General features: G+C 52.1%; 12 protein-coding genes and 3 pseudogenes. 12 read left to right on the forward strand and 3 right to left on the reverse strand.

Going from position 1 to position 19,647, the window contains the following annotated elements; all coding sequences use genetic code 11:
• Positions 1 to 26 precede the first annotated feature (26 nt).
• On the forward strand, positions 27 to 1,148 hold the full coding sequence (locus QJT81_07655; protein ID WGZ95849.1) for an ISAs1 family transposase: 1,122 nt from the start codon (positions 27 to 29) through the stop codon (positions 1,146 to 1,148).
• Between the two features lie 88 nt (positions 1,149 to 1,236).
• Positions 1,237 to 1,770, forward strand: a pseudogene (locus QJT81_07660) (transposase).
• A gap of 179 nt (positions 1,771 to 1,949) precedes the next feature.
• Here QJT81_07660 and QJT81_07665 read toward each other — a convergent pair.
• The gene (locus QJT81_07665; GenBank protein ID WGZ95850.1) at positions 1,950 to 2,213 is read right to left on the reverse strand and encodes a hypothetical protein; all 264 of its coding nucleotides are present in this window, start codon (positions 2,211 to 2,213) and stop codon (positions 1,950 to 1,952) included.
• A gap of 536 nt (positions 2,214 to 2,749) precedes the next feature.
• Here QJT81_07665 and QJT81_07670 point away from each other — a divergent pair.
• From QJT81_07670 to QJT81_07710, 9 genes and pseudogenes are all read left to right on the forward strand, one after another.
• Entirely contained in the window at positions 2,750 to 3,844 is a 1,095-nt protein-coding gene (locus tag QJT81_07670) for a hypothetical protein (protein WGZ95851.1), read from the forward strand.
• Between the two features lie 161 nt (positions 3,845 to 4,005).
• The gene (locus tag QJT81_07675) at positions 4,006 to 5,724 is read left to right on the forward strand and encodes a DUF262 domain-containing HNH endonuclease family protein (protein ID WGZ95852.1); all 1,719 of its coding nucleotides are present in this window, start codon (positions 4,006 to 4,008) and stop codon (positions 5,722 to 5,724) included.
• 11 nt (positions 5,725 to 5,735) lie between these two features.
• Positions 5,736 to 6,986 carry an AAA family ATPase gene (locus tag QJT81_07680; protein ID WGZ95853.1) on the forward strand — a complete coding sequence of 417 codons (1,251 nt, stop codon included), beginning with the start codon at positions 5,736 to 5,738 and terminating at the stop codon, positions 6,984 to 6,986.
• Between the two features lie 5 nt (positions 6,987 to 6,991).
• Complete coding sequence (locus tag QJT81_07685) at positions 6,992 to 7,495, forward strand: hypothetical protein (GenBank protein WGZ95854.1); 504 nt, start codon at positions 6,992 to 6,994, stop codon at positions 7,493 to 7,495.
• 20 nt (positions 7,496 to 7,515) lie between these two features.
• Complete coding sequence (locus tag QJT81_07690; protein ID WGZ95855.1) at positions 7,516 to 8,727, forward strand: ATP-binding protein; 1,212 nt, start codon at positions 7,516 to 7,518, stop codon at positions 8,725 to 8,727.
• Positions 8,720 to 9,859 (forward strand): annotated as a pseudogene (gene pglZ / locus QJT81_07695) (BREX-1 system phosphatase PglZ type A). The gene QJT81_07690 and the pseudogene pglZ (QJT81_07695) overlap by 8 nt, the downstream one beginning before the upstream one ends.
• A gap of 305 nt (positions 9,860 to 10,164) precedes the next feature.
• A complete protein-coding gene (gene pglZ, locus QJT81_07700) occupies positions 10,165 to 11,436 on the forward strand; it encodes a BREX-1 system phosphatase PglZ type A (protein WGZ95856.1) in 1,272 nt (423 codons plus the stop codon).
• 12 nt (positions 11,437 to 11,448) lie between these two features.
• Positions 11,449 to 13,446: a BREX system Lon protease-like protein BrxL gene (gene brxL / locus QJT81_07705; GenBank protein WGZ95857.1), complete on the forward strand. Its 1,998-nt coding sequence runs from the start codon at positions 11,449 to 11,451 to the stop codon at positions 13,444 to 13,446.
• Between the two features lie 84 nt (positions 13,447 to 13,530).
• Entirely contained in the window at positions 13,531 to 14,316 is a 786-nt protein-coding gene (locus tag QJT81_07710) for a DUF2189 domain-containing protein (GenBank protein ID WGZ95858.1), read from the forward strand.
• A 54-nt stretch (positions 14,317 to 14,370) separates the two neighbouring features.
• Here the strand turns inward: QJT81_07710 and QJT81_07715 are convergent, their stop codons facing one another.
• The gene (locus QJT81_07715; protein ID WGZ95859.1) at positions 14,371 to 15,240 is read right to left on the reverse strand and encodes a hypothetical protein; all 870 of its coding nucleotides are present in this window, start codon (positions 15,238 to 15,240) and stop codon (positions 14,371 to 14,373) included.
• Positions 15,241 to 15,375: 135 nt separating this feature from the next.
• On the opposite strand from QJT81_07715, the gene QJT81_07720 reads away from it, so the two are divergent.
• A complete protein-coding gene (locus QJT81_07720) occupies positions 15,376 to 18,060 on the forward strand; it encodes a cation-transporting P-type ATPase (protein WGZ95860.1) in 2,685 nt (894 codons plus the stop codon).
• Positions 18,061 to 18,179: 119 nt separating this feature from the next.
• On the opposite strand, the pseudogene QJT81_07725 reads toward QJT81_07720, so the two are convergent.
• Positions 18,180 to 19,504: pseudogene (locus QJT81_07725) on the reverse strand (UPF0236 family protein).
• Positions 19,505 to 19,647 lie beyond the last annotated feature (143 nt).

Here is a 19,647-nt window from a genome sequence, read left to right on the forward strand (position 1 = left end):
AGGTTTTTCCCGAAAGGACAAAACCGATGCCGAACTTGCCGTCCAGCGCTATCAGCCGCCTACTGGAACAGTTGTCAGTTTTAGAAGACCCACGCCAGCAAGCCAAAGTTCTCTACCCCCTACCTGAAATCCTATTGCTGGGTTTGGCAGGCAGCTTAGCAGGGGCAGACGATGTGGTGGAAATGGTGCGCTGGGCAAAGCTAAACGCGGATTTCCTGCGCCGCTATTATCCCTATGCACGGGGCTTTCCCAGCCATGACACGGTGAGTGACGTGTTCAACGCGCTGAATGCTAAGCTGTTTTCGGAACTGTTTATCCGTTGGACAAACAGCCTGTCCGCAGGGGAGGCTGACCTATTGAACATTGACGGCAAAACCTCACGGCGCAGTGGTGGCAACGGGCAGAACCCTCTGCACCTGGTGTCAGCGTGGGCAAACCAGCAAAATCTAGTGCTGGGGCAGGAAGCCACCGACCAGAAATCCAATGAAATCACTGCCATCCCCGCCTTGCTACGCAAGCTCGACATTGAAGGCTGCTTGATCACCATTGATGCGATGGGGACACAAAAGGCCATCGCCAAGCAAATCGTGGAAGCAGGCGGTGATTACCTACTGGCAGTCAAAGACAATCAGAAAACGTTAGCAGAAGACATCGCCCTGTTTTTCGAAAAGCCGCCTGCCGGTTATGTGCTGGATGAAGACACCCAGGTGGAAAAAGACCACGGGCGGCTCGAAACCCGCCGTTGCCGCATTTGCACCGATGTTGCTTGGTTGGAACAACGGCAGGAATGGGCAGGACTTGCCAGCATCATCTGTATCGAGTCCTGGGTCGAAAAAGCAGGAAAATCAACCTATTCCATCCGCCACTACATCTGTTCACTGGCGATGATCGCCAAGGCCGCACAATATGCCGTCCGCTCCCACTGGGCAATCGAAAACAAGTTGCATTGGGTGCTGGATGTCCTGATGCGGGAAGATTTGGCGAGAAACCGTAGCAACCATGGCGCACATAATCTCGCCATCCTGCGCCACATGGGTACTAACCTGCTGCGCAATGACAAAACCAACAAACATAGCCTCAAAGTCCGTCGTAAACAGGCAGGGTGGTCAACTGACTATCTGGCACAACTGCTGGAGCAAGTCATGTAAGTAAGGCGATTATTCAAGCGATTGCCCTAAGGCACGTGAACGGCCTGTTGCCGAGGAAAAGCCAAAGAAAAAACAAGGGCAAACACGGATTCAGCGCCAACGGGAACAGTCACTTCAGCAAGCACTCGATGAGATACCGGTTCAGTGTAACCGGGGGACGAAGAAGAATGCCCAAGGCTACAAGCACAGTTGGAACGGCTACAAACTGCATATCGATACCGCCGATTGTGGTGTCCCGATAGCAGCCATTCTGTCTTCCGCCTCCTTTCACGACAGCGGGGCAGCCATCCCACTCTCTCAAATCAGTGCCCAACGTGTCACCAGTCTCTACGACCTGATGGATGCGGCCTATTGCAGTGCTGATTTGCACGAATACAGCCGTCATCTGGGGCATGTCCCTCTGATTGATCACAATCCTCGCGGCGGACAGAAAGAAGCGTTTGAACCTGCTGATGCCGAGCGTTACAAAATTCGCAGCACCGTAGAACGAACCAATGCCCGCCTGAAGGATGAATTTGGTGGTCGGAATGTGTGGGTGCAAGGTGCGCAAAAAGTTTACAGCCACTTGATGTTTGGGATTTTGGTGTTGAGTGCTGATCAACTGATGCGTGTCTTGTTATAAAGCGACTGGGTTTGAAAAAACACGGGAAGACTGACTGAAAAACAGGAGCAGTCGCATCGGTATGGGTGAAATTTAGCAAAAGTTACGGTAAAACTGAAAAAGCTCAGGTTTCGTTGGTCAAATTGAGTAAAAAATCGGCTGAATATGCGGCGTTCGGTCAATGCTGAAAATTGAGCAACTCAGTTTGTCGGATTTTGCAAGTCGCTCAAAGGATAGGTCTTCAGGTAAAACAGAATGAAAAACAGTTTGTCTTCTATTAATGCCAGTTTCCCATCAGAACGACCCCGCGTCTCATCAACACGTTTGCCCCGGGCGTGTAGGTCAGTTTGGTAAGCTGCACTGAACCGTTCGAGCAAACCCAAAAACTCCTTAACGTTGAGACTGGTCATGGCAACAAATGCCTTTTCATTGGATTTCAATGCGTTAAAGCTGTACTCCGCCATGCCGTTAGTCCCTACTCTAGGCTATTATTACTGTCAGGAATTTACACTCTGGCTGTGTATCTTGCCATTGATAATTATTATTTATATATTTCAGTTTTTTATAGATAATGTCTAATGAATATCAAATAAATTGGGAGAATGATGGTAAAGAACTAAAGAACAGTAGTAAATCCAACTTGCGTAATGCAAGGAATTATTTTAAATCTGGCTTGACTTGGACTAGAATTTCTAGTTCAAAAACTGCATTCAGGTACTTTGATGAAGGTCATATATTTGAATCTACTGGGCCATGTATCTTTGTTAAAAATATTAATGAAGATGTTTTGCTCGCTTTCTTAAATAGCAAGATCGCTTATGAACTCTTGAAGGTTTTAGCACCTACTATGGATTTTCAAAGTGGTCACATTTCATTGCTGCCACTTAAAAAAGATATATCAGAAGAGTTGTTATTAGCAAAAAATTCAAAGTTCTTAAAAAAGAGCGCTAGAGAAGATTGGGATTCGTTTGAGACTTCTTGGGATTTTGCGGGGTTGCCGTTGTTGACGGCGGATTATGAGGCGGAGACCGAGAAGAAACCCCTCCCCAGCCCTCCCCTTATCAGGGAAGGGAGCAAGAGTGAGGAGGCGGCTTCTTGTTCCTCCCCTGATAAGGGGAGGTTAGGAGGGGTTTCTTCTCCACTGGCAACAATCTACAAAAACCTGCGTCAGCATTGGCAAGCCATGACGCTGGAAATGCAACGGCTGGAAGTCGAAAACAACCGTATCTTCATCGAAGCCTATGGCCTGCAAGACGAACTCACCCCCGACGTACCCCTCAACGAAATCACCCTGACCTGTAACCCCCACTACCGCTACGGCGGCAACAAAACCGAAGCCGAACTCGAAACCCAACTAAAAGCCGACACGATGGCAGAATTCCTCAGCTACGCCGTCGGCTGCATGTTCGGGCGTTACAGCATCGACCAATCCGGCCTGATCCTCGCCAACCAAGGCGACACCCTGCAACACTACCTCGCCAAAATCCCGCAACCGCGCTTCACCCCCGACGCGGACAACGTCATCCCCCTGATCGACTTCGACGGCGACTGGTTCGAGGACGACATCGCCGAACGCTTCAAACACTTCCTCAAAATCACCCTCGGCGCAGAAAATTACCAAGCCAACCTCAAATTCATCGAAGACGCGCTCGGCAAAGACGTGCGCAAATACTTCCTCAAGGATTTCTACGCCGATCACGTCAAACGCTACAAAAAACGCCCGATCTACTGGCTATTCAGCAGCCCCAAAGGCACGTTCAACGCCCTGATCTACCTGCACCGCTACCAGCCGGACACCGCCAGCATCGTCCTCAACGACTACCTGCGCGAATTCCGCACCAAACTGACCGCCCGCAAACAAGCCCTCGAACAGGTCGGCATCCGCTCCGACACCAAAGAAAATCAGGGCGAAAAAACCAAAGCCCTCAAAGCCACCGCCAAAATTGACCAAGCACTCGCGGAAATCAACGATTACGAACGTGATACGCTCTACCCATTGGCTACCCGCCAAATCGCGCTGGATCTGGACGACGGGGTGAAAGTGAATTACCCGAAGTTGGGGAAGGCGTTGAAGAGTGTGGCGGGGTTGAGTTGATGATGATGAAACCCCTCCCCAACCCTCCCCTTATCAGGGAAGGGAGTAAGATCGCCGCGTCTACTTCCTGTCCCTCCCCTGACAAGGGGAGGTTAGGAGGGGTTTCTTGGGTCTTACCTGACAGGATGGCGTATGCTTAAGACAGTTAACCGGAGGTCTGAATGAGCATGAACTTCAACACCACCAATGCGACTTTCCGCCAATTGCTGGGCAACGGGCTACGCTACCGTGTGCCGCCGTTCCAGCGCGATTACTCATGGGCAGACGATGAATGGGATGACCTGTGGCAGGATATGGTCGGGCTGTTTGAGGAAGAGGGCGAAGCGGCGCATTACATGGGCTATCTGGTGCTGCAATCCGCCGACAATAAGCATTTCGAGATTATCGACGGGCAGCAACGCATCACTACCCTGAGCATTATGATTCTGGCAGGGCTGGGGCATTTGCAAGATCTGGCAGCCGCAGGCAAGGATGCCGCCAACAATAGCCAGCGCAAGGCGCAGTTACAAAACAGCTACGTGGGTTATGTTGACCCGGTAACACTCGTCCCCCGTTCCAAGCTGGAGCTGAACCGCCACAATAACCGCTTTTACCAAACCTATCTGGTGACGCTGGAACGCTTGCCGCAGCGTGGCCTGAATGCCTCAGAACACCTGTTGCGCAAAGCATTTGGCTGGTTCAAGGAGAGGATCAAGGCGCGGGTGGGGATGGAAGACAATAGCGGGCAACAACTGGCGCAGTTCATTGACACGCTGGTCGACAAGCTGTTTTTTACGGTGATTACCGTGACCGACGAGCTGAATGCCTTCAAGGTATTTGAAACCCTGAATGCACGCGGGGTACGCCTGTCAGCCACCGATTTGCTGAAAAACTACCTGTTTTCGGTCGTCAGCAGTGCCGACATTCACGAAAATGAATTGCGGGCGTTGGAAGAACGCTGGGAACGCATCGTCGGCTTATTGGGCAGCGAGAGCTTCCCCGAATTCCTGCGCGTGTTCTGGAACAGCCGCAACCGGCTGGTACGCAAGGCGGATTTGTTCAAAGCTATCCGCAAGCGCATTACCACGCGGGAAGCTGCTTTTGAACTGTTGCGCTCGCTGGATCATCATGCCGCCGTGTATACCGCCTTGCGTGACCCGCAGGATGCCCAGTGGCAAGCTGAGGAAAAACAGGCACTGGAACAATTGCTGATGTTCAAGGTGCGCCAACCCATCGCCATGTTGCTGGCTTGCTACCAGCGTTTCTTTGAAATAGAACGCGCCGCCTTCACGCGGATTGTGCGGGCGGTGGCGGTGATTTCCTTCCGCTACAACGTCATCTGCAACTTGCAAACCAATGAGCAGGAACGCCTGTATAACGAAATTGCCTGGAAAGTAACGGACGGTACGTATGCCAGCCTTCGCCCAGTGCTGGCGGCATTGCACGCAATTTACCCGGATGACCGCCAGTTCAAGGCCGGGTTTGCCGAGAAAGAATTGCAGACGACAAATAGCCGCAACCGCAAAATTGTCCGTTACGTGCTGTTCGAGCTGGAAAAGCAGCAGTCCGGGCAGGACTTTGATTTTGAAAGCGCCACCTACAATCTGGAACACATCCTGCCAGAACACCCCGATGCCGAATGGGCGCACATTGAAGAAGCCAAACAAGACCGGCTCATTTACCGTCTGGGCAATATCACGCCGCTGGAAACAGGCCGTAACCGTGGTTTGGGGAATAGCGGCTATGCGAATAAACGCTCGGTGTATGCACAAAGTGCTTTCCTCTTGACCCGCGCCATTGCCGAACATTACGACACGTGGGACGAACACAAGATTGAAACCCGGCAAAAACGTCTGGCTGAAATTGCCGCCGGTATCTGGCGGGTGGACTTTGGAAGTTAAGGAACTCTACCGTGATTAAAGAGCTGAAACTGAAACACTGGAAGAGCTTCGACGAAGCGACGCTCTACATTGACCCGCTGACCATCATTATTGGCACCAACGCCAGCGGTAAATCCAACACGCTGGATGCCCTGACATTCCTGCACCGTGTCAGTCTGGGGATGGGTATCTTTCAGGCGATTGGTGGCGACGTAAACTTGCCTGCCTTGCGTGGTGGCATGGAATGGGTCTGCCTGAAACCCAATAAACAGTTCTCGCTGGAAGTGATTACCGATGGCGCGAACAGCAAGCAGGATTACCGCTATCACCTGACCGTGGAAGTCAACGGTACGAAAGCCGAAGTTTTGCGTGAAGAACTGGTATTGATTACCTACCGTTCTCGCAGTGAGCCGACGGAAAAAACGCTTTTCTACACGAAACATGAAGAATCCAGTACACTCGGTATCCCTGTTTATTTTTCAACAGGTACACAGGGGCGTGGAAAACGGGTGGATTTGAGCCGTTCGTACATTGTGCTAAGCCAGACAGAAACCCTTAGCTTGCGCAAGGATGTTCAGGAAGCATCGCGGCATGTGTTGGCGCAACTCCAGCGTATTTTCGTATTCGATCCCATCCCCAGCCACATGCGTGATTACACCCCGTTATCTGACAAGCTGTTGGCGGATGGCTCCAATATCGCCGGGGTATTGGCGGGATTGGAAACAACTCGTAAAACCGAAGTGGAGAAAACCCTGACAAGTTACCTGAGAGTCCTGCCAGAGCGCGATATTGTCAAGGTTTGGACGGAACGGGTAGGTAAGTTTCAAACAGACGCGATGTTGTATTGTGAGGAGGGCTGGTCACAAGCCGCCACCCACGAAATCGACGCACGCGGCATGTCAGATGGAACCCTACGCTATTTGGGAATCGTTGCCGCCCTGCTAACCCGCGAACCGGGTAGCCTGCTGGTTATCGAAGAAGTGGATAACGGCTTGCACCCATCCCGCGCCCATGTACTGCTAGACATGCTGAAAACCTTGGGTAAGGAACGCAATATTGATGTCATCGTCACCACGCACAACCCGGCGCTACTGGATGCCGCTGGCGCACGTATGGTGCCATTCATTACCGTGGCGCACCGTGATGAAGTCGCCGGTGTCAGCGAACTTAAACAACTGGAAGACCTGCAACAACTCCCCAAACTGTTGGCATCGGGTAGCTTGGGCAGACTCAGCACAGAAGGCCGGATCGAATCAGCATTGAAGCTGGAGGATCAGCAGTGAGAAAAGTGTTGATCATTGATACCAGCATTCTGTGTGTCTGGCTGGATGTGCCCGGTATGGACTGCTGCGGGCCAAATAACGATCGCTGGGACAAGTCGCGTGTTGATGCCAAGATTCAGCAAGAACAGGCAGCAAACACCACCTTCGTTTTGCCGCTGGCAACCATCATCGAAACCGGAAATCACATTGCCCAAGCCAACCACAGCCGCAAGGAACGCGCTGATGCCTTGGCTGACCTGATGCGCAAAAGTGCTGAAAACCAGACACCGTGGGCAGCTTTTTCCGACCAGACACTGTTGTGGTCGCCAGAAAATTTGAAGCTATTGGCTGAAACCTGGCCGGTATTGGCGGCTGCCGCCATGTCGTTGGGTGACATTACCATCAAGGATGTAGCGGAATATTATGCCCAGACCGGGGTCGAAGTGGAGATATTGACGGGCGATCAAGGTTTGAAAGCCTATCAACCCAGTGCTCCGGCTGAGATACCCCGGCGGAAGAAACGCTCATGATTTCATTCCTTGATACCCTCGTGACCCAGCCCGAGGTAGAAGGTAAAACCCTGTTGCTGGTTGAAGTGTACCCCAGTGGGCAGCGTCCGCACTGGTTGAAAAATGAAGGTTCGGAAACCGGCGTGTATGTGCGGCTTGGCTCCACCAACCGGCAGGCTGACCGCGAACTGATCACCGAACTGCGCCGTTCGGTGGAAGGTCTTGCCTTTGATGAAATGCCCATGCCCGGCTTGTCGGTAGACGATCTGGATTTGAAAGCCGCTCAAGCCCTGTTTGGCAGCCGTCGCCAACTAGATGAAAAAGCACTGGTGACGTTGAAACTGTTGCGACAGGAACAAGGGCAACTCGTGCCAAGCAAAGGGGCAATCCTCTTGTTTGGGCAGCAGCGCACCTTCCATTTCCCTGACGCTTGGGTGCAATGCGGACGTTTCATCGGCAAAGACAAAGCCGATATTTTTGACCATATCGACATCGACGAACCGCTGCCACAAGCGGTCGAAAGCATTATGCTGTTCCTGAAAAAACATGCCATGCGTGGCGCGGACTTTTCAGAATTGCGGCGTAAGGATGTCTGGAGCATTCCCCTCTCCATTCTGCGGGAAGTGGTGATCAACGCCATTATCCATGCCGATTATTCTCAGCGCGGCGCACCTATCCGCGTGGCGTTTTTCGATGACCGGATTGAAGTCGAGAACCCCGGTATCTTGCTGCCCGGCATGACCATTGAAGACATGAAACAGGGGGTTTCCAAAATCCGCAACCCTGTGATTACCCGCGTATTCCGTGAATTGAATCTGGTGGAACAATGGGGCAGCGGGGTGCGGCGCATTTTTAAGGAAGCCGAGAAATTGGGCTTGCCGGAATTGCAAATCATGGAAATTGGGATGCGGATGCGATTTGTCGTGCCGTTACAGCAAGCGCTTGCTGTTCAGGGAACTTTGGATAATGAGCAAGTCAGTGAGCAAGTCAGTGAGCAAGTCAGTGAGCAAGTCAACGCTATCTTGCTGGCCTGTCGGCGGGGAGATAAAAGCAAACAGGAATTGCTGGAAGCTGCCGGTCTTGCCAATGCTTACCTGAATTACAAACGCCACATTGCCCCATTACTGGAAAAGGGTTTGATTGAAATGACCCAGCCCGACAAGCCCCAGAGCCGCTTGCAAAAGTATCGGCTGACAGGCTTGGGGCGATCCCTGCTGAACCCGTCTGAAACAAGCGGGGCAAACCATGAGTGAACGCATTACCCAGTCATTACGTCGCCTGTTCGACAAGCACCGCATCGTCTTTTGGTATGACAGCAAACAGGAATTGCGTGACGCCTTTGAAGCGGTCGAGCTGGATGGGGTCGTGAAGCTGGAGATCGCCAATAACGAATTTGGCTTGAAATACCACATTCTGCGCGAACAGCCCAGAAAATCGTTCCTGCTTTACAAGGCGGGGGCGCAACCGGATGACCTCGATAACTGGTTGTTGGACGTGCAACTGGCGGAAGGTGAATTCCGCACTGACCAGTCGGCGCTGTGGCTGGGCGAATTGGAGCTGCCCCACGAATTCAGCCCATTGCTGGAGCAACACGCTTTCTTTTTCGAGAATGCCAAACGCCGCCACGCCCTGAAAAAGCAATTGCACCCTGACGATACGCAGGGAGTGGTGCGCCTGAAAATGCTGGCAGTGTGTGCCGGGGGCGACCCGCGCATCGACAGCATTACCGAGCAATTGCTGGATGCCTTGGCAAGCGATAAACACGAAGCGATGAAACTGCTGGAACGTTGCCAACTGGATACGTTTTTCTGGCAACAATTGGAACGCCATTACGCTTACGTCAGCGATTCCCCCAGTTTGAAAGATTTTGTGATCAGCCTGTTCGGCTGGGCTTACTACCAGACCTTTGGCGAGCTTAAGCGGCATGATCTGCCTGCACTGAACGGTGATGCGCTGGTATTCCTCAAACGCTGGAAGGATAGCCGCAGTTATCAGGAAGCGTTCGAGCAGCATTCACACGCTTGCGCCGCTATCCTCAAAATCGAGGCTGATTTACAGCAACGCGGTATCCGTGACTTGCTGGAACTGGATGAATTCGAGCTGATTGAACAGAAACTGGTGAGCGCACTGGTGGCTGCCGTGGAAAAACGCACCGAAACGGCGGGTGATATTACGCTGTGGAGCCGTCAACGGCGCGTGAGCCACTGGTACGGCAAATACCAGCACCTCTACACCGCGATTGAAGTCGCCAGCCAGTTTGTCAGTTTGCTGGATACGGTGCAGTTGGTGGCGGCTTCGGCGCGTGTGGCGGTGCAGAATTACACTCGCCACTGGTTCCGGCTGGATCAGTTGTACCGGCAATATATTCATGCGCTCAAAGTCTCCGGGCAGACTTCGTTGTTGAACTCACTAACGCTGCAAATCGAGAACTTTTATACCAATCGCTATGTATTGCCACTGGCGAATGCTTGGCAACAGCAGGTGGATGCCATGCAACAGTGGCAAGTCGAGGGTGTCACTCCACAGCGGCAATTTTTCAGCCGTTGGGTACAGCCGCATTTGGACAAGGGCAAGAAAATCTACGTCATTATTTCCGATGCTTTCCGTTTTGAAGCGGGTGAGGAAATGGTCAGCCGTATCCGGCAGGAAGACCGCTATTGGCGAATGCTTGGCAACAGCAGGTGGATGCCATGCAACAGTGGCAAGTCGAGGGTGTCACTCCACAGCGGCAATTTTTCAGCCGTTGGGTACAGCCGCATTTGGACAAGGGCAAGAAAATCTACGTCATTATTTCCGATGCTTTCCGTTTTGAAGCGGGTGAGGAAATGGTCAGCCGTATCCGGCAGGAAGACCGCTATCACGCTGAATTGGAATACCAGTTATCCTCTTTGCCCAGTTATACCCAGTTGGGCATGGCAGCCTTGTTACCGGGAGCCAATCAGCCAGCGGCACTCACGATCCATGCGGACAAGTCGGCTACGGTCAGTTTGCTGGGGCAGTCCACCCAAGGCACTGCCAACCGTGACAAGCTCTTGAAAGCCCAGGTGGGTGAACGGGCTGCGGCGCTACCCGGCAAAGATTTGCTGGAGATGACAGCCAGTGAATGCCGCGATTTGTTGAAAGCCCACGACGTGATCTATTTCTACCATAACCGCATTGATCACGCGGGCGACAAGATGCAGTCGGAAGGTGAAGCCTTTGAAGCGGTGGAAAAGACCTTCCACGATCTGTTGCAACTGGTGAAAAAGCTGGTGAATGCCAATGCCACCAATATCCTGATCACGGCAGACCACGGTTTCCTGTACCAGAACCGGCCTCTGGATGAGAGTGACTTTCTGGATGTGCGTACCGCAGGTGAGGCTTACCGCGACCGCCGTTTTCTGCTGGGGGAAAACCTGTTGGGGGGCAATGGCCTGAAGGCATTTTCCCGGCAACAACTCGGCTTGGCGGGGGAGGGGCAATCACTTATCCCCAAAGGTATCCAGCGTTTGCGCCTGCAAGGTTCCGGCAGCCGTTTTGTGCACGGTGGCGCGAGCTTGCAGGAGGTGATTACGCCGGTTATTCGGGTCAATAAGAAACGCCAAAGTGATACCCGTCTGGTGGCAGTAGACATCCTCAGCAGCGCCAGTGTAATTACCTCCGGTCAGTTGGCGGTGACGCTGTATCAGGCGGAAGCGGTGACGGACAAATTGCAGGGGCGGCGCTTGCGCTGCGGCATTTATACCGAAACCAACCAGTTGATTTCAGACCGGCATGACGTGTTGCTGGATTTGATGGCTGATAACCCGCGTGAGCGTGAAATGAAGTTGCGTTTCATCCTGACGCAGGCGGCGGATCAGGCGAATAACCAACAGGTCATCCTGCGGCTGGATGAACTGGTGAGCGGTACAACGCATTATCAGGAGTACAAATCCATGCGCTATACCCTGCGTCGCTCGTTTACCAGTGACTTCGATTTTTAAGCGATGAATGCCATGACAGACACGACAGCCAATACACTCAGCCCACTAGACCAGAAAATCGTGGCGCATTTCCCCGGACTGGTGGTGCGCAAGGATCTGGTGAAAACGGTTAAGGGCAATGCGATTGTGCCCTCCTACGTGCTGGAATATTTGTTGGGGCAGTATTGCGCTACCAGTGACGAGGCTAGTATTGAAACCGGCATCCACACCGTTAAAGAAATCCTCGCCAAACATTACGTGCATCGCAATGAAGCCGGGCTGATCCGCTCGACCATCCGCGAAAAAGGTCGCCACAAGGTCATCGACAAGGTAAGCGTGGCGCTGAATGACAAACGGGATGTGTACGAAGCCGAGTTTTCCAATCTGGGTATCAAAAAGGTTCTGATGGATGCCAGTACGGTGAAACAGCACCCGAAACTGCTGGTCGGCGGGGTTTGGTGCATTGCCGATATTGAATATGAGCATAGCGACGACCGGGAAGTTTCCCCGTGGATTCTGGGGGCGCTCAAACCCATCCAGATGTCGCATTTTGATTACGCGGGGTATATCGAAGCCCGCCAGCAGTTTTCGCTGGATGAGTGGATTGACGTGCTGATACAGAGTATCGGTTTTGATCCGGCTTATTTTGGTCGTCGTAGCAAGCTGCTTCAGTTGGTGCGCCTGATTCCGTTTTGTGAACGCAATTACAACCTGATCGAACTTGGCCCTAAGGGCACGGGCAAATCGCACATTTATTCGGAATTTTCCCCGCATGGCATTCTGATTTCCGGCGGTGAAGTCACCGTTCCCAAGCTGTTTGTGAACAATGCCAGCGGCAAAATTGGTCTGGTGGGGTATTGGGATACGGTAGCATTTGACGAATTTGCCGGTAAGCAAAAGCGGGTCGACAAAGCATTGGTCGACATTATGAAAAACTACATGGCGAACAAGTCGTTTTCACGCGGGGTGGAAACCTTGGGCGCGGATGCGTCGATGGTGTTTGTCGGCAACACCGAACACAGCTTGGCGCATATGCTGAAGCATTCCAATTTGTTCGATGCCTTGCCGGAAAAATTCTACGATTCAGCATTTTTGGATCGCCTGCATTGTTATATACCGGGTTGGGAAGTCGACATTATCCGGGGTGAGATGTTTTCCAGTGGCTACGGTTTTGTGGTCGACTATCTGGCGGAAGTGTTGCGGCATTTACGCAATCAGGATTTTTCCGACCAGTACAAGGCGCATTTCAGCCTTTCCAGCGACATTTCCACCCGTGACCGGGATGCGGTTAATAAGACTTTTTCCGGCTTGATGAAAATCCTGTTCCCACAGGGCGGGGCGAGTCGGGAGGAGGTGGAGGAAATCCTGAAATTGGCGATGGAAGGGCGTAAGCGGGTCAAAGATCAGTTGTTCCGCATTGACACGACTTACCCCGCCGTGGATTTCAGCTATAGCGGGGCGGCGGGTAACAGTATTCGGGTGACTGCTTTGGAAGAGCGCGACGCTTCTGTTTATGCCTTGCCACTTGAAGTGCCTGCGTTGCAAGAACAGCACCTGACTTTTATGGAAAACCAGCGTGGCGTATCCTTTGATGAACTGTTCGGCCCTTATGTGCAGGGAGCCAGCAAAATTACGCTGACTGACCCGTATATCCGCCTGTTTTATCAGGTGCGCAACCTGATGGAATTTATGGAAACGCTGGTGCGGAAAAAAACGGCAAGCGCTGAAATCGAGGTCGAATTGCTGACGGTGGAAGATGAGTTTAAAGGTGAGCAGCAGGCGGATTTTTTCAGGCAGATACAAACAGCACTGTTTCCGGTTGGTATTCAGTTTCACTGGACCTTTGACCGTTCCGGCACGTTACATGCCCGCCATATTGTTACCGATACGGGCTGGAAAATCTCGCTCGATAGGGGGCTGGATATTTTCCAGCAATACGACATGAATAACGCTTTTAGCTTAGCGAACCGGATTCAGAAGCTCAGGACGTGCAAGGCGTTTGAAGTCACTTTTATTCGGGTTTGCCCGTAACAGTGGGGCATAGGATTCGGTCTTAGTTGAATAGGGGGTGGCGAATTCGTATGATGCAGGCTACTTAAGGAGGAAATGATAATTATGCAAACCATTAGCACCGAACAGCCGTTTACTGAGTACGCCGTGCGTCAGGTCGAATTTTCCGCTATTCCCAAGTGGTTACGCCAAGGGGGGCAAGACATTGCGGCTAACCCTTGGTCTAGCCTGTTGTATGGCATTGTTTTCGCTCTGGTGGGGGTGGGCATGAGCCTGTTGTCTGCCAATAATCCCGGTTTTTTTATGGCAGAAGCGGCGGGGTTTATGTTGTGGGGGCCGTTCCTTGCGCTGGGTTTGTATGATTTAAGCTTGCGGCGTGAACACGGTGATCCGGTGAATTTTTTGAAATCGACGTTGGCGTTAAAACGTAACCCGGTTAATTTGATCCTGTACTCGGTGATGTTGGGGGTATTGGTATTGTTGTGGCTGCGGATGTCCTCCATTGTGCTGGATATTTTTCTGCAAGATACGGCGGTAGCGGAGCAGCACAGTTACATTGGCTTTATGGCGGCATTGCTGGGGTCAAAAATGGGTTGGCTGTTCACGCTGTCGTTTATGTCGGTGGGGCTGTTGTTTGCGGTAGTGTCCTTCGTGACGGGCGTGGCGACGGTGCCAATGTTGCTGGAACGCAAGGTGAGTTTGGTGACGGCATTGAATACCAGCATTCGCGCTATTCTCATCAACTGGAAAGTGATGTTGGCGTGGGCGGCGACCATTGCGGTGATTATTAGCGCGGGCTTATTGCCGTTTAGCCTTGGATTGATCATTGCGATGCCGCTGATTTCGTATGCCAGTTGGCACGCTTACCGCGATATGGTTGACACACAGTAAATGTGTGCATTGAGCGTTATGCACACGGTGCGCGTAACGCTCTGGTAAGCTGGTTTATTCTTTTGCGCCAATAAATAAGAAGCCATCAGTACGGGTACTGTTTAATGCGGCGCTATAAAGTTGTTGGGTTGATGAGTCAAAATAAGCAACACCCGATACTTGCGTACCGTTATTGGTACAAATTTCATTGTTGAACGTGACTGTTACGTTATACACATTGCCGCTACTGCGTGGGGTCGCCGTACCCGTGAATTTACACCCGGATGCAGCCGTGCCAATGATTTGACCGGTTGAGGAAATGTTAGTGATGGCACTTTCTGTACCTTCGGAGGTTGCCGCTTCCCCGGCGTAAGTGCCTGTCAGTGCTGATAGCGTGGGTGTTTTTGCGTAGTCAGCGTTATAGGTGCTGTCAAACGTGACCATGGAGTTCGGCATATCGGCATACGTAATTTTCCCACTGAGTGTGCTTTTGGCGGTGTACGTACCTTGTAGAGAGGAAATATCGTATAGCATGTCTTCGGTGATATTGAAATCCCGGCCATTGCTGGAGGTGATAGTGCCCGCATTGCTAGTGGCATTGCCTTGAATCACCCCACCGATCGCGTTACTGTTACCCGGAATGGAGTATAAAAACCAATAGTCGCCATTGTCGAGTACGATCCCGGTAACGTCTTGGCTCATATTGGTAGTGCCTTGCCAAAGCCCTTCCGGTGAACTGGTGGAGGTCGTACCCCCTGAGGTACTCCCACCTGACGTGCTGCCTCCTGAGGTACTCCCGCCTGAGGTGCTTCCCCCTGAGGTACTCCCGCTGGTGGTACTACTTCCTAAACTTGCGCCTGTTCCACCACCGCAGCCGGATAATCCTGCAATCAACCAAAAGGCGAGGGTAAGATTGCTAACGTTTACAGATGATATTTTTTTCATAATAGTGATTGGCTTAATTGGAAAGTTAAACGGGTTATGGTTTTTTCTTGTTTTGTGTAAATTATAGTTAGTAGTGCGACGCGATAAGGAAAATGTCCGATAAGTGGTTTTAGGCAATCGTAAATAGGTTAACCCATGTCAGCCCCAACACCTTGGCACAATCAACAGCCCGACGTGGCACTCGCCAAATTAGAAAGCAGCAGCAACGGTCTTGATGAAGCGACTGCTCAACAACGTCATCATACTTATGGTGCTAACCGTTTGCCTGCGCCACCTTCGCGCAGTGTCGTGCTGCGGTTTCTGCTGCAATTTCACAATATCCTGATTTACGTATTGCTGGGTGCGGCTGTTGTGACCGCATTGTTGGGACATTGGGTCGATACTGGCGTGATCCTTGCGGTGGTATTTGCCAATGCCATTATCGGTTTTCTGCAAGAGGGTAAGGCAGAAAAGGCGATGGATGCGATTCGTGAGATGCTCGCTCCCCATGCGTCGGTCTTGCGGGCAGGCAAGCGCCAGACCGTAGCGGGTGATAGGTTAGTTCCCGGCGACATTGTACTGCTAGAGGCTGGTGATAAAGTGCCAGCCGATTTGCGTTTATTGCAGGTACACGGTTTGCAAGTGCAAGAAGCACTGCTGACCGGCGAATCGCTGCCCGTTGAAAAGCAGGTAGCGGTAGTCGCAGCCGCAGCAGCCCTCGGCGACCGTACTAATATGGCATTCAGCGGTACGTCAGTGACCAGTGGGCAAGCACGTGGTGTGGTGGTGGCGATTGGTGCTAATACCGAAATTGGGCGCATCAGCGGGTTACTGTCCGGTGTTGAAACCTTGACGACCCCGTTGGTCGAACAGATGGGGGTGTTTGCGAAATGGCTGACGCTCTTCATCCTCACGGTGGCGGCCTTGATTTTTGCCTTTGGCTATTTTGTGCAGCATCAAGATTTCAGTGAGCTGTTCATGGCTGTCGTGGGTTTATCAGTGGCGGCGATTCCTGAAGGGTTGCCCGCCGTATTGACCATTACCTTGGCGGTGGGGGTGCAAGCCATGGCGTCGCGCCATGCGATTGTACGCCGCTTGCCTGCGATTGAGACTATCGGTGCAGTGTCGGTGATTTGTTCTGATAAAACAGGTACATTGACCCGCAATGAAATGATGGTTACTAGGGTGATGACGGCGGATGCTGCCTTGCAAGTGGTAGGAGAGGGGTATGCGCCACAAGGAACCTTCAGTCATCGTGGTCAGCCGTTTGATCCCGCCGAGCTACCCGTTTTATCCGAATTAGGCTTGGTCGCCTCGCTGTGTAACGATGCGGAACTCAAGCATCAGGATGCCCTTTGGCTGGTAGAGGGTGACCCGATGGAAGGGGCATTACTGGCTTTTGCTGCCAAGACTGGGCTGGATGTCACGCAAATACGGCGTGAATGGACGCGCACCGATATGATTCCCTTCGATTCCCGGCACAAGTTCATGGCAACCTTGCACCATGACCATGCGCAACACGCCTGCATTCTGGTGAAAGGCGCACCGGAAAGCGTGATCGGTATGTGTCAATACCAAGTCGTTGGGGGCAAGTTACAAGCGCTGGAGGCGGCTGTGTGGCAACAGCAGGCGGAAACGATTGCGGCACAGGGGCAGCGGGTGCTGGCACTGGCAAGCCGTCGTGTGCCACCACACCATACAGTGCTGGAATACGCCGATGTACAAGGCACGCTCACCTTGCTGGGGCTGGTGGGTTTGATTGACCCGCCGCGTGCGGAAGCAGTCAGTGCTGTGGCTGAATGTCACCGGGCGGGTATTCAGGTGAAAATGATTACCGGCGACCACGCAGCCACCGCTGCGGCCATCGGTAAACAGATTGGTTTGCAGCATACCGACAAGGTACTGACAGGTGTAGAGCTTGATTTACTGGATGATGCCGATTTAGCCGCCGTCGTGTTGAATACCGACATTTTTGCCCGCACCTCGCCTGAACATAAATTACGCTTGGTCATGGCTTTGCAAGCACACGGCATGACGGTTGCCATGACTGGTGATGGGGTAAACGATGCGCCCGCACTGAAACGTGCCGATGCCGGGATCGCGATGGGGCAAAAAGGCAGTGAGGCTGCCAAGGAAGCGGCTGAATTGGTGTTGGCAGATGATAATTTTGCCTCAATTGTGGCAGCCGTGCGTGAAGGCCGCACAGTGTATGACAATATCAAAAAGGTCATCAGTTGGACGTTGCCAACCAGTACAGGTGAAGCCGCTGTTATTGTGTTGGCATTATTGTTGGGGATGTTATTGCCGATTACGCCGCTGCAAATTCTCTGGGTCAATATGATTACGGCGGCTACCCTAGGGTTGGCATTGGCGTTTGAACCGACCGAGGCGCATACCATGCAGTACCCGCCCCGCCCGCGTGCTCAGCCATTACTGAGTGGTGGGTTGTTATGGCATATCGTGTTGGTGACGACGCTGTTTTTGTGTGGCGTGTTTGGTATTTATGCTTATGCGCTTGATCAAGGTTATTCGCTGGCGTTGGCGCGTACTTTGGTGATGAATACCTTGGTGGTCATGGAAATCTTTCACCTGTTTTTTATTCGCAATATGTACGGCACGTCTCTGACATGGCAGTCGGTAAGGGGTACGAAAATGGTGTGGCTGGCAGTGATCGTGGTGACGGTGGCGCAATTTGCCATTACCTATTTGCCGCCCTTACAAGCCGTATTTGCTACCGAAGCGATAGCATTAGGTGATGGTTTATTGATTGTTGGCATCGGCGTGGCGTTGTTTGTTTTGGTGGAGTTGGAGAAGCAGATGCGTCTGCGTCTGAGTCGATAAGGTATTGATCGGGAATGTCTAACGTGATTTGCATGGTGTGTTCCAGCATGAAGCGATTAGGTAAGCGTAGCATGTTCGCCCCAAAGCGTTTCAGGGTGTGAACAAAAGTGCGGTAAACCTCATGCCGCCTCAGCGGTGTTTCGCCAATAATGCTTCCATTGCTGGTTTCCCCGCATGACCCTCAACGCCAACATATCCGCCGCATTATCACTTTTCCACCATGCCCCCGATTTTTTTAAGCGTTGCTGGATGATGTAACGGTGTGCACTTTCTATTTCGCCCGACCCCACGGGCAATCCGAGGGATTTTGCTGTCGGGTAATCCAGTTGCTCAATGCGGTTGCTCAGGTAACGGTGACAAGCTCGTACTGGGGCGTTACTGTCTTCTACCGTTTCTGCTTCGAGGAAAGGTTTCAGTGTGTCGATGACCGCTTGAGCTTGACCATCCTGTAGGGCTTTTTTCTGTTTGGCAAACCATTTATCCTTGTCCTTGAGGCATGAACAGCTTGCGGATGCTGCTGATAGGTATTCACAAACATGATAAAAATCAATCAGGTAATGTCCTTGTGTGCCAAATTGTTCATCCACTTGACGGTTGATCCAGCTTGCCCCATCACCCACCGCATGGAGGAACGTGCTTTTTCCAAATCCAGCACGGCAGGCGGTGTCGAATAAGATTTTTCCAGCATCTTCTACCGTGCCACCGAATATTGCGCCAAACGTTGGCGTAGCACTGCCTTTGGCGTGGGCAAGACACAGGCGGGCTTCTTTCCAGCTTTCCTTTTTGCCTTTGCGCTTGTCGGGGGCTGTTTCGTCAATCTCGACGATGGGGATCATGCTGCCGTCCATTTCGGCAATGACATAGGCTTTTCCCAACGTGCTTGGATAGTCTTTTATCAACACTTGGGATTCATGGATGCGTTTGGCGTGACCTTCGGTGATGTGTCGGATGCTGCTGGATGCCAGCCGTATCCCGTAATGTTCTTCTAATTTATCAGGCACTTGAGCAAATGAACAGTCCGCCCCAAAGTCCGTCACCGCCCGTTGCAGCGGGAGCGAACAGCCTCGGCAAACAACCTCGGCACTCTGGCTAAAGGGGCGGACACGCTTGCCGGGAATCCGGTAGACCGGTTCGCTTATGTGGATTTTTCCGTAGGTCGTGTGCCAATGACAGTTTTTTTTCCACTCTTTACATACTTCCCAATGCCTTCTTCACAGGCTGGGGCTGTGCATTTTTCTACACGTTTGTTTGCCCATGCAGTGATCGCATCATTTCCCATTTGGCGCAGTTCTTCTATCACCCGCTGTTCGGCGTCTGCTGCTTTGATAATGTCATCACCGGCATTTTCAACCACCTCGATTAGCCCTTCCATCCGAGCTTTTAATGCGGGGTTGCGGTTCAAGGCTTCTAAAAGTTTTTGGTCGCGGGAGCTAACTGTCAACATGGGAAAGTCCTTTTTCTCTGGTTTTAGGGGATGCCATCTTAGTCTACAGGACACCGCACTTTTGTTCACACCCAGCGTTTCAATCGGGATGGCGACGATTTGCCAGCCGTGCTATGTTCAGCATAATGATGGTTGCAGCAAAG

Source organism: Candidatus Thiothrix putei (assembly GCA_029972225.1).
Taxonomy (GTDB): Bacteria; Pseudomonadota; Gammaproteobacteria; order Thiotrichales; family Thiotrichaceae; genus Thiothrix; species Thiothrix putei.

Coding starts and splice junctions, on each gene's coding strand:
- QJT81_07655 (WGZ95849.1), top strand. CDS start 27: ATGCCGAACTTGCCGTCCAGCGCTATCAGCCGCCTACTGGAACAGTTG.
- QJT81_07665 (WGZ95850.1), bottom strand. CDS start 2,213: ATGGCGGAGTACAGCTTTAACGCATTGAAATCCAATGAAAAGGCATTT.
- QJT81_07675 (WGZ95852.1), top strand. CDS start 4,006: ATGAGCATGAACTTCAACACCACCAATGCGACTTTCCGCCAATTGCTG.
- pglZ (WGZ95856.1), top strand. CDS start 10,165: ATGCAACAGTGGCAAGTCGAGGGTGTCACTCCACAGCGGCAATTTTTC.
- brxL (WGZ95857.1), top strand. CDS start 11,449: ATGACAGACACGACAGCCAATACACTCAGCCCACTAGACCAGAAAATC.
- QJT81_07710 (WGZ95858.1), top strand. CDS start 13,531: ATGCAAACCATTAGCACCGAACAGCCGTTTACTGAGTACGCCGTGCGT.
- QJT81_07715 (WGZ95859.1), bottom strand. CDS start 15,240: ATGAAAAAAATATCATCTGTAAACGTTAGCAATCTTACCCTCGCCTTT.
- QJT81_07720 (WGZ95860.1), top strand. CDS start 15,376: ATGTCAGCCCCAACACCTTGGCACAATCAACAGCCCGACGTGGCACTC.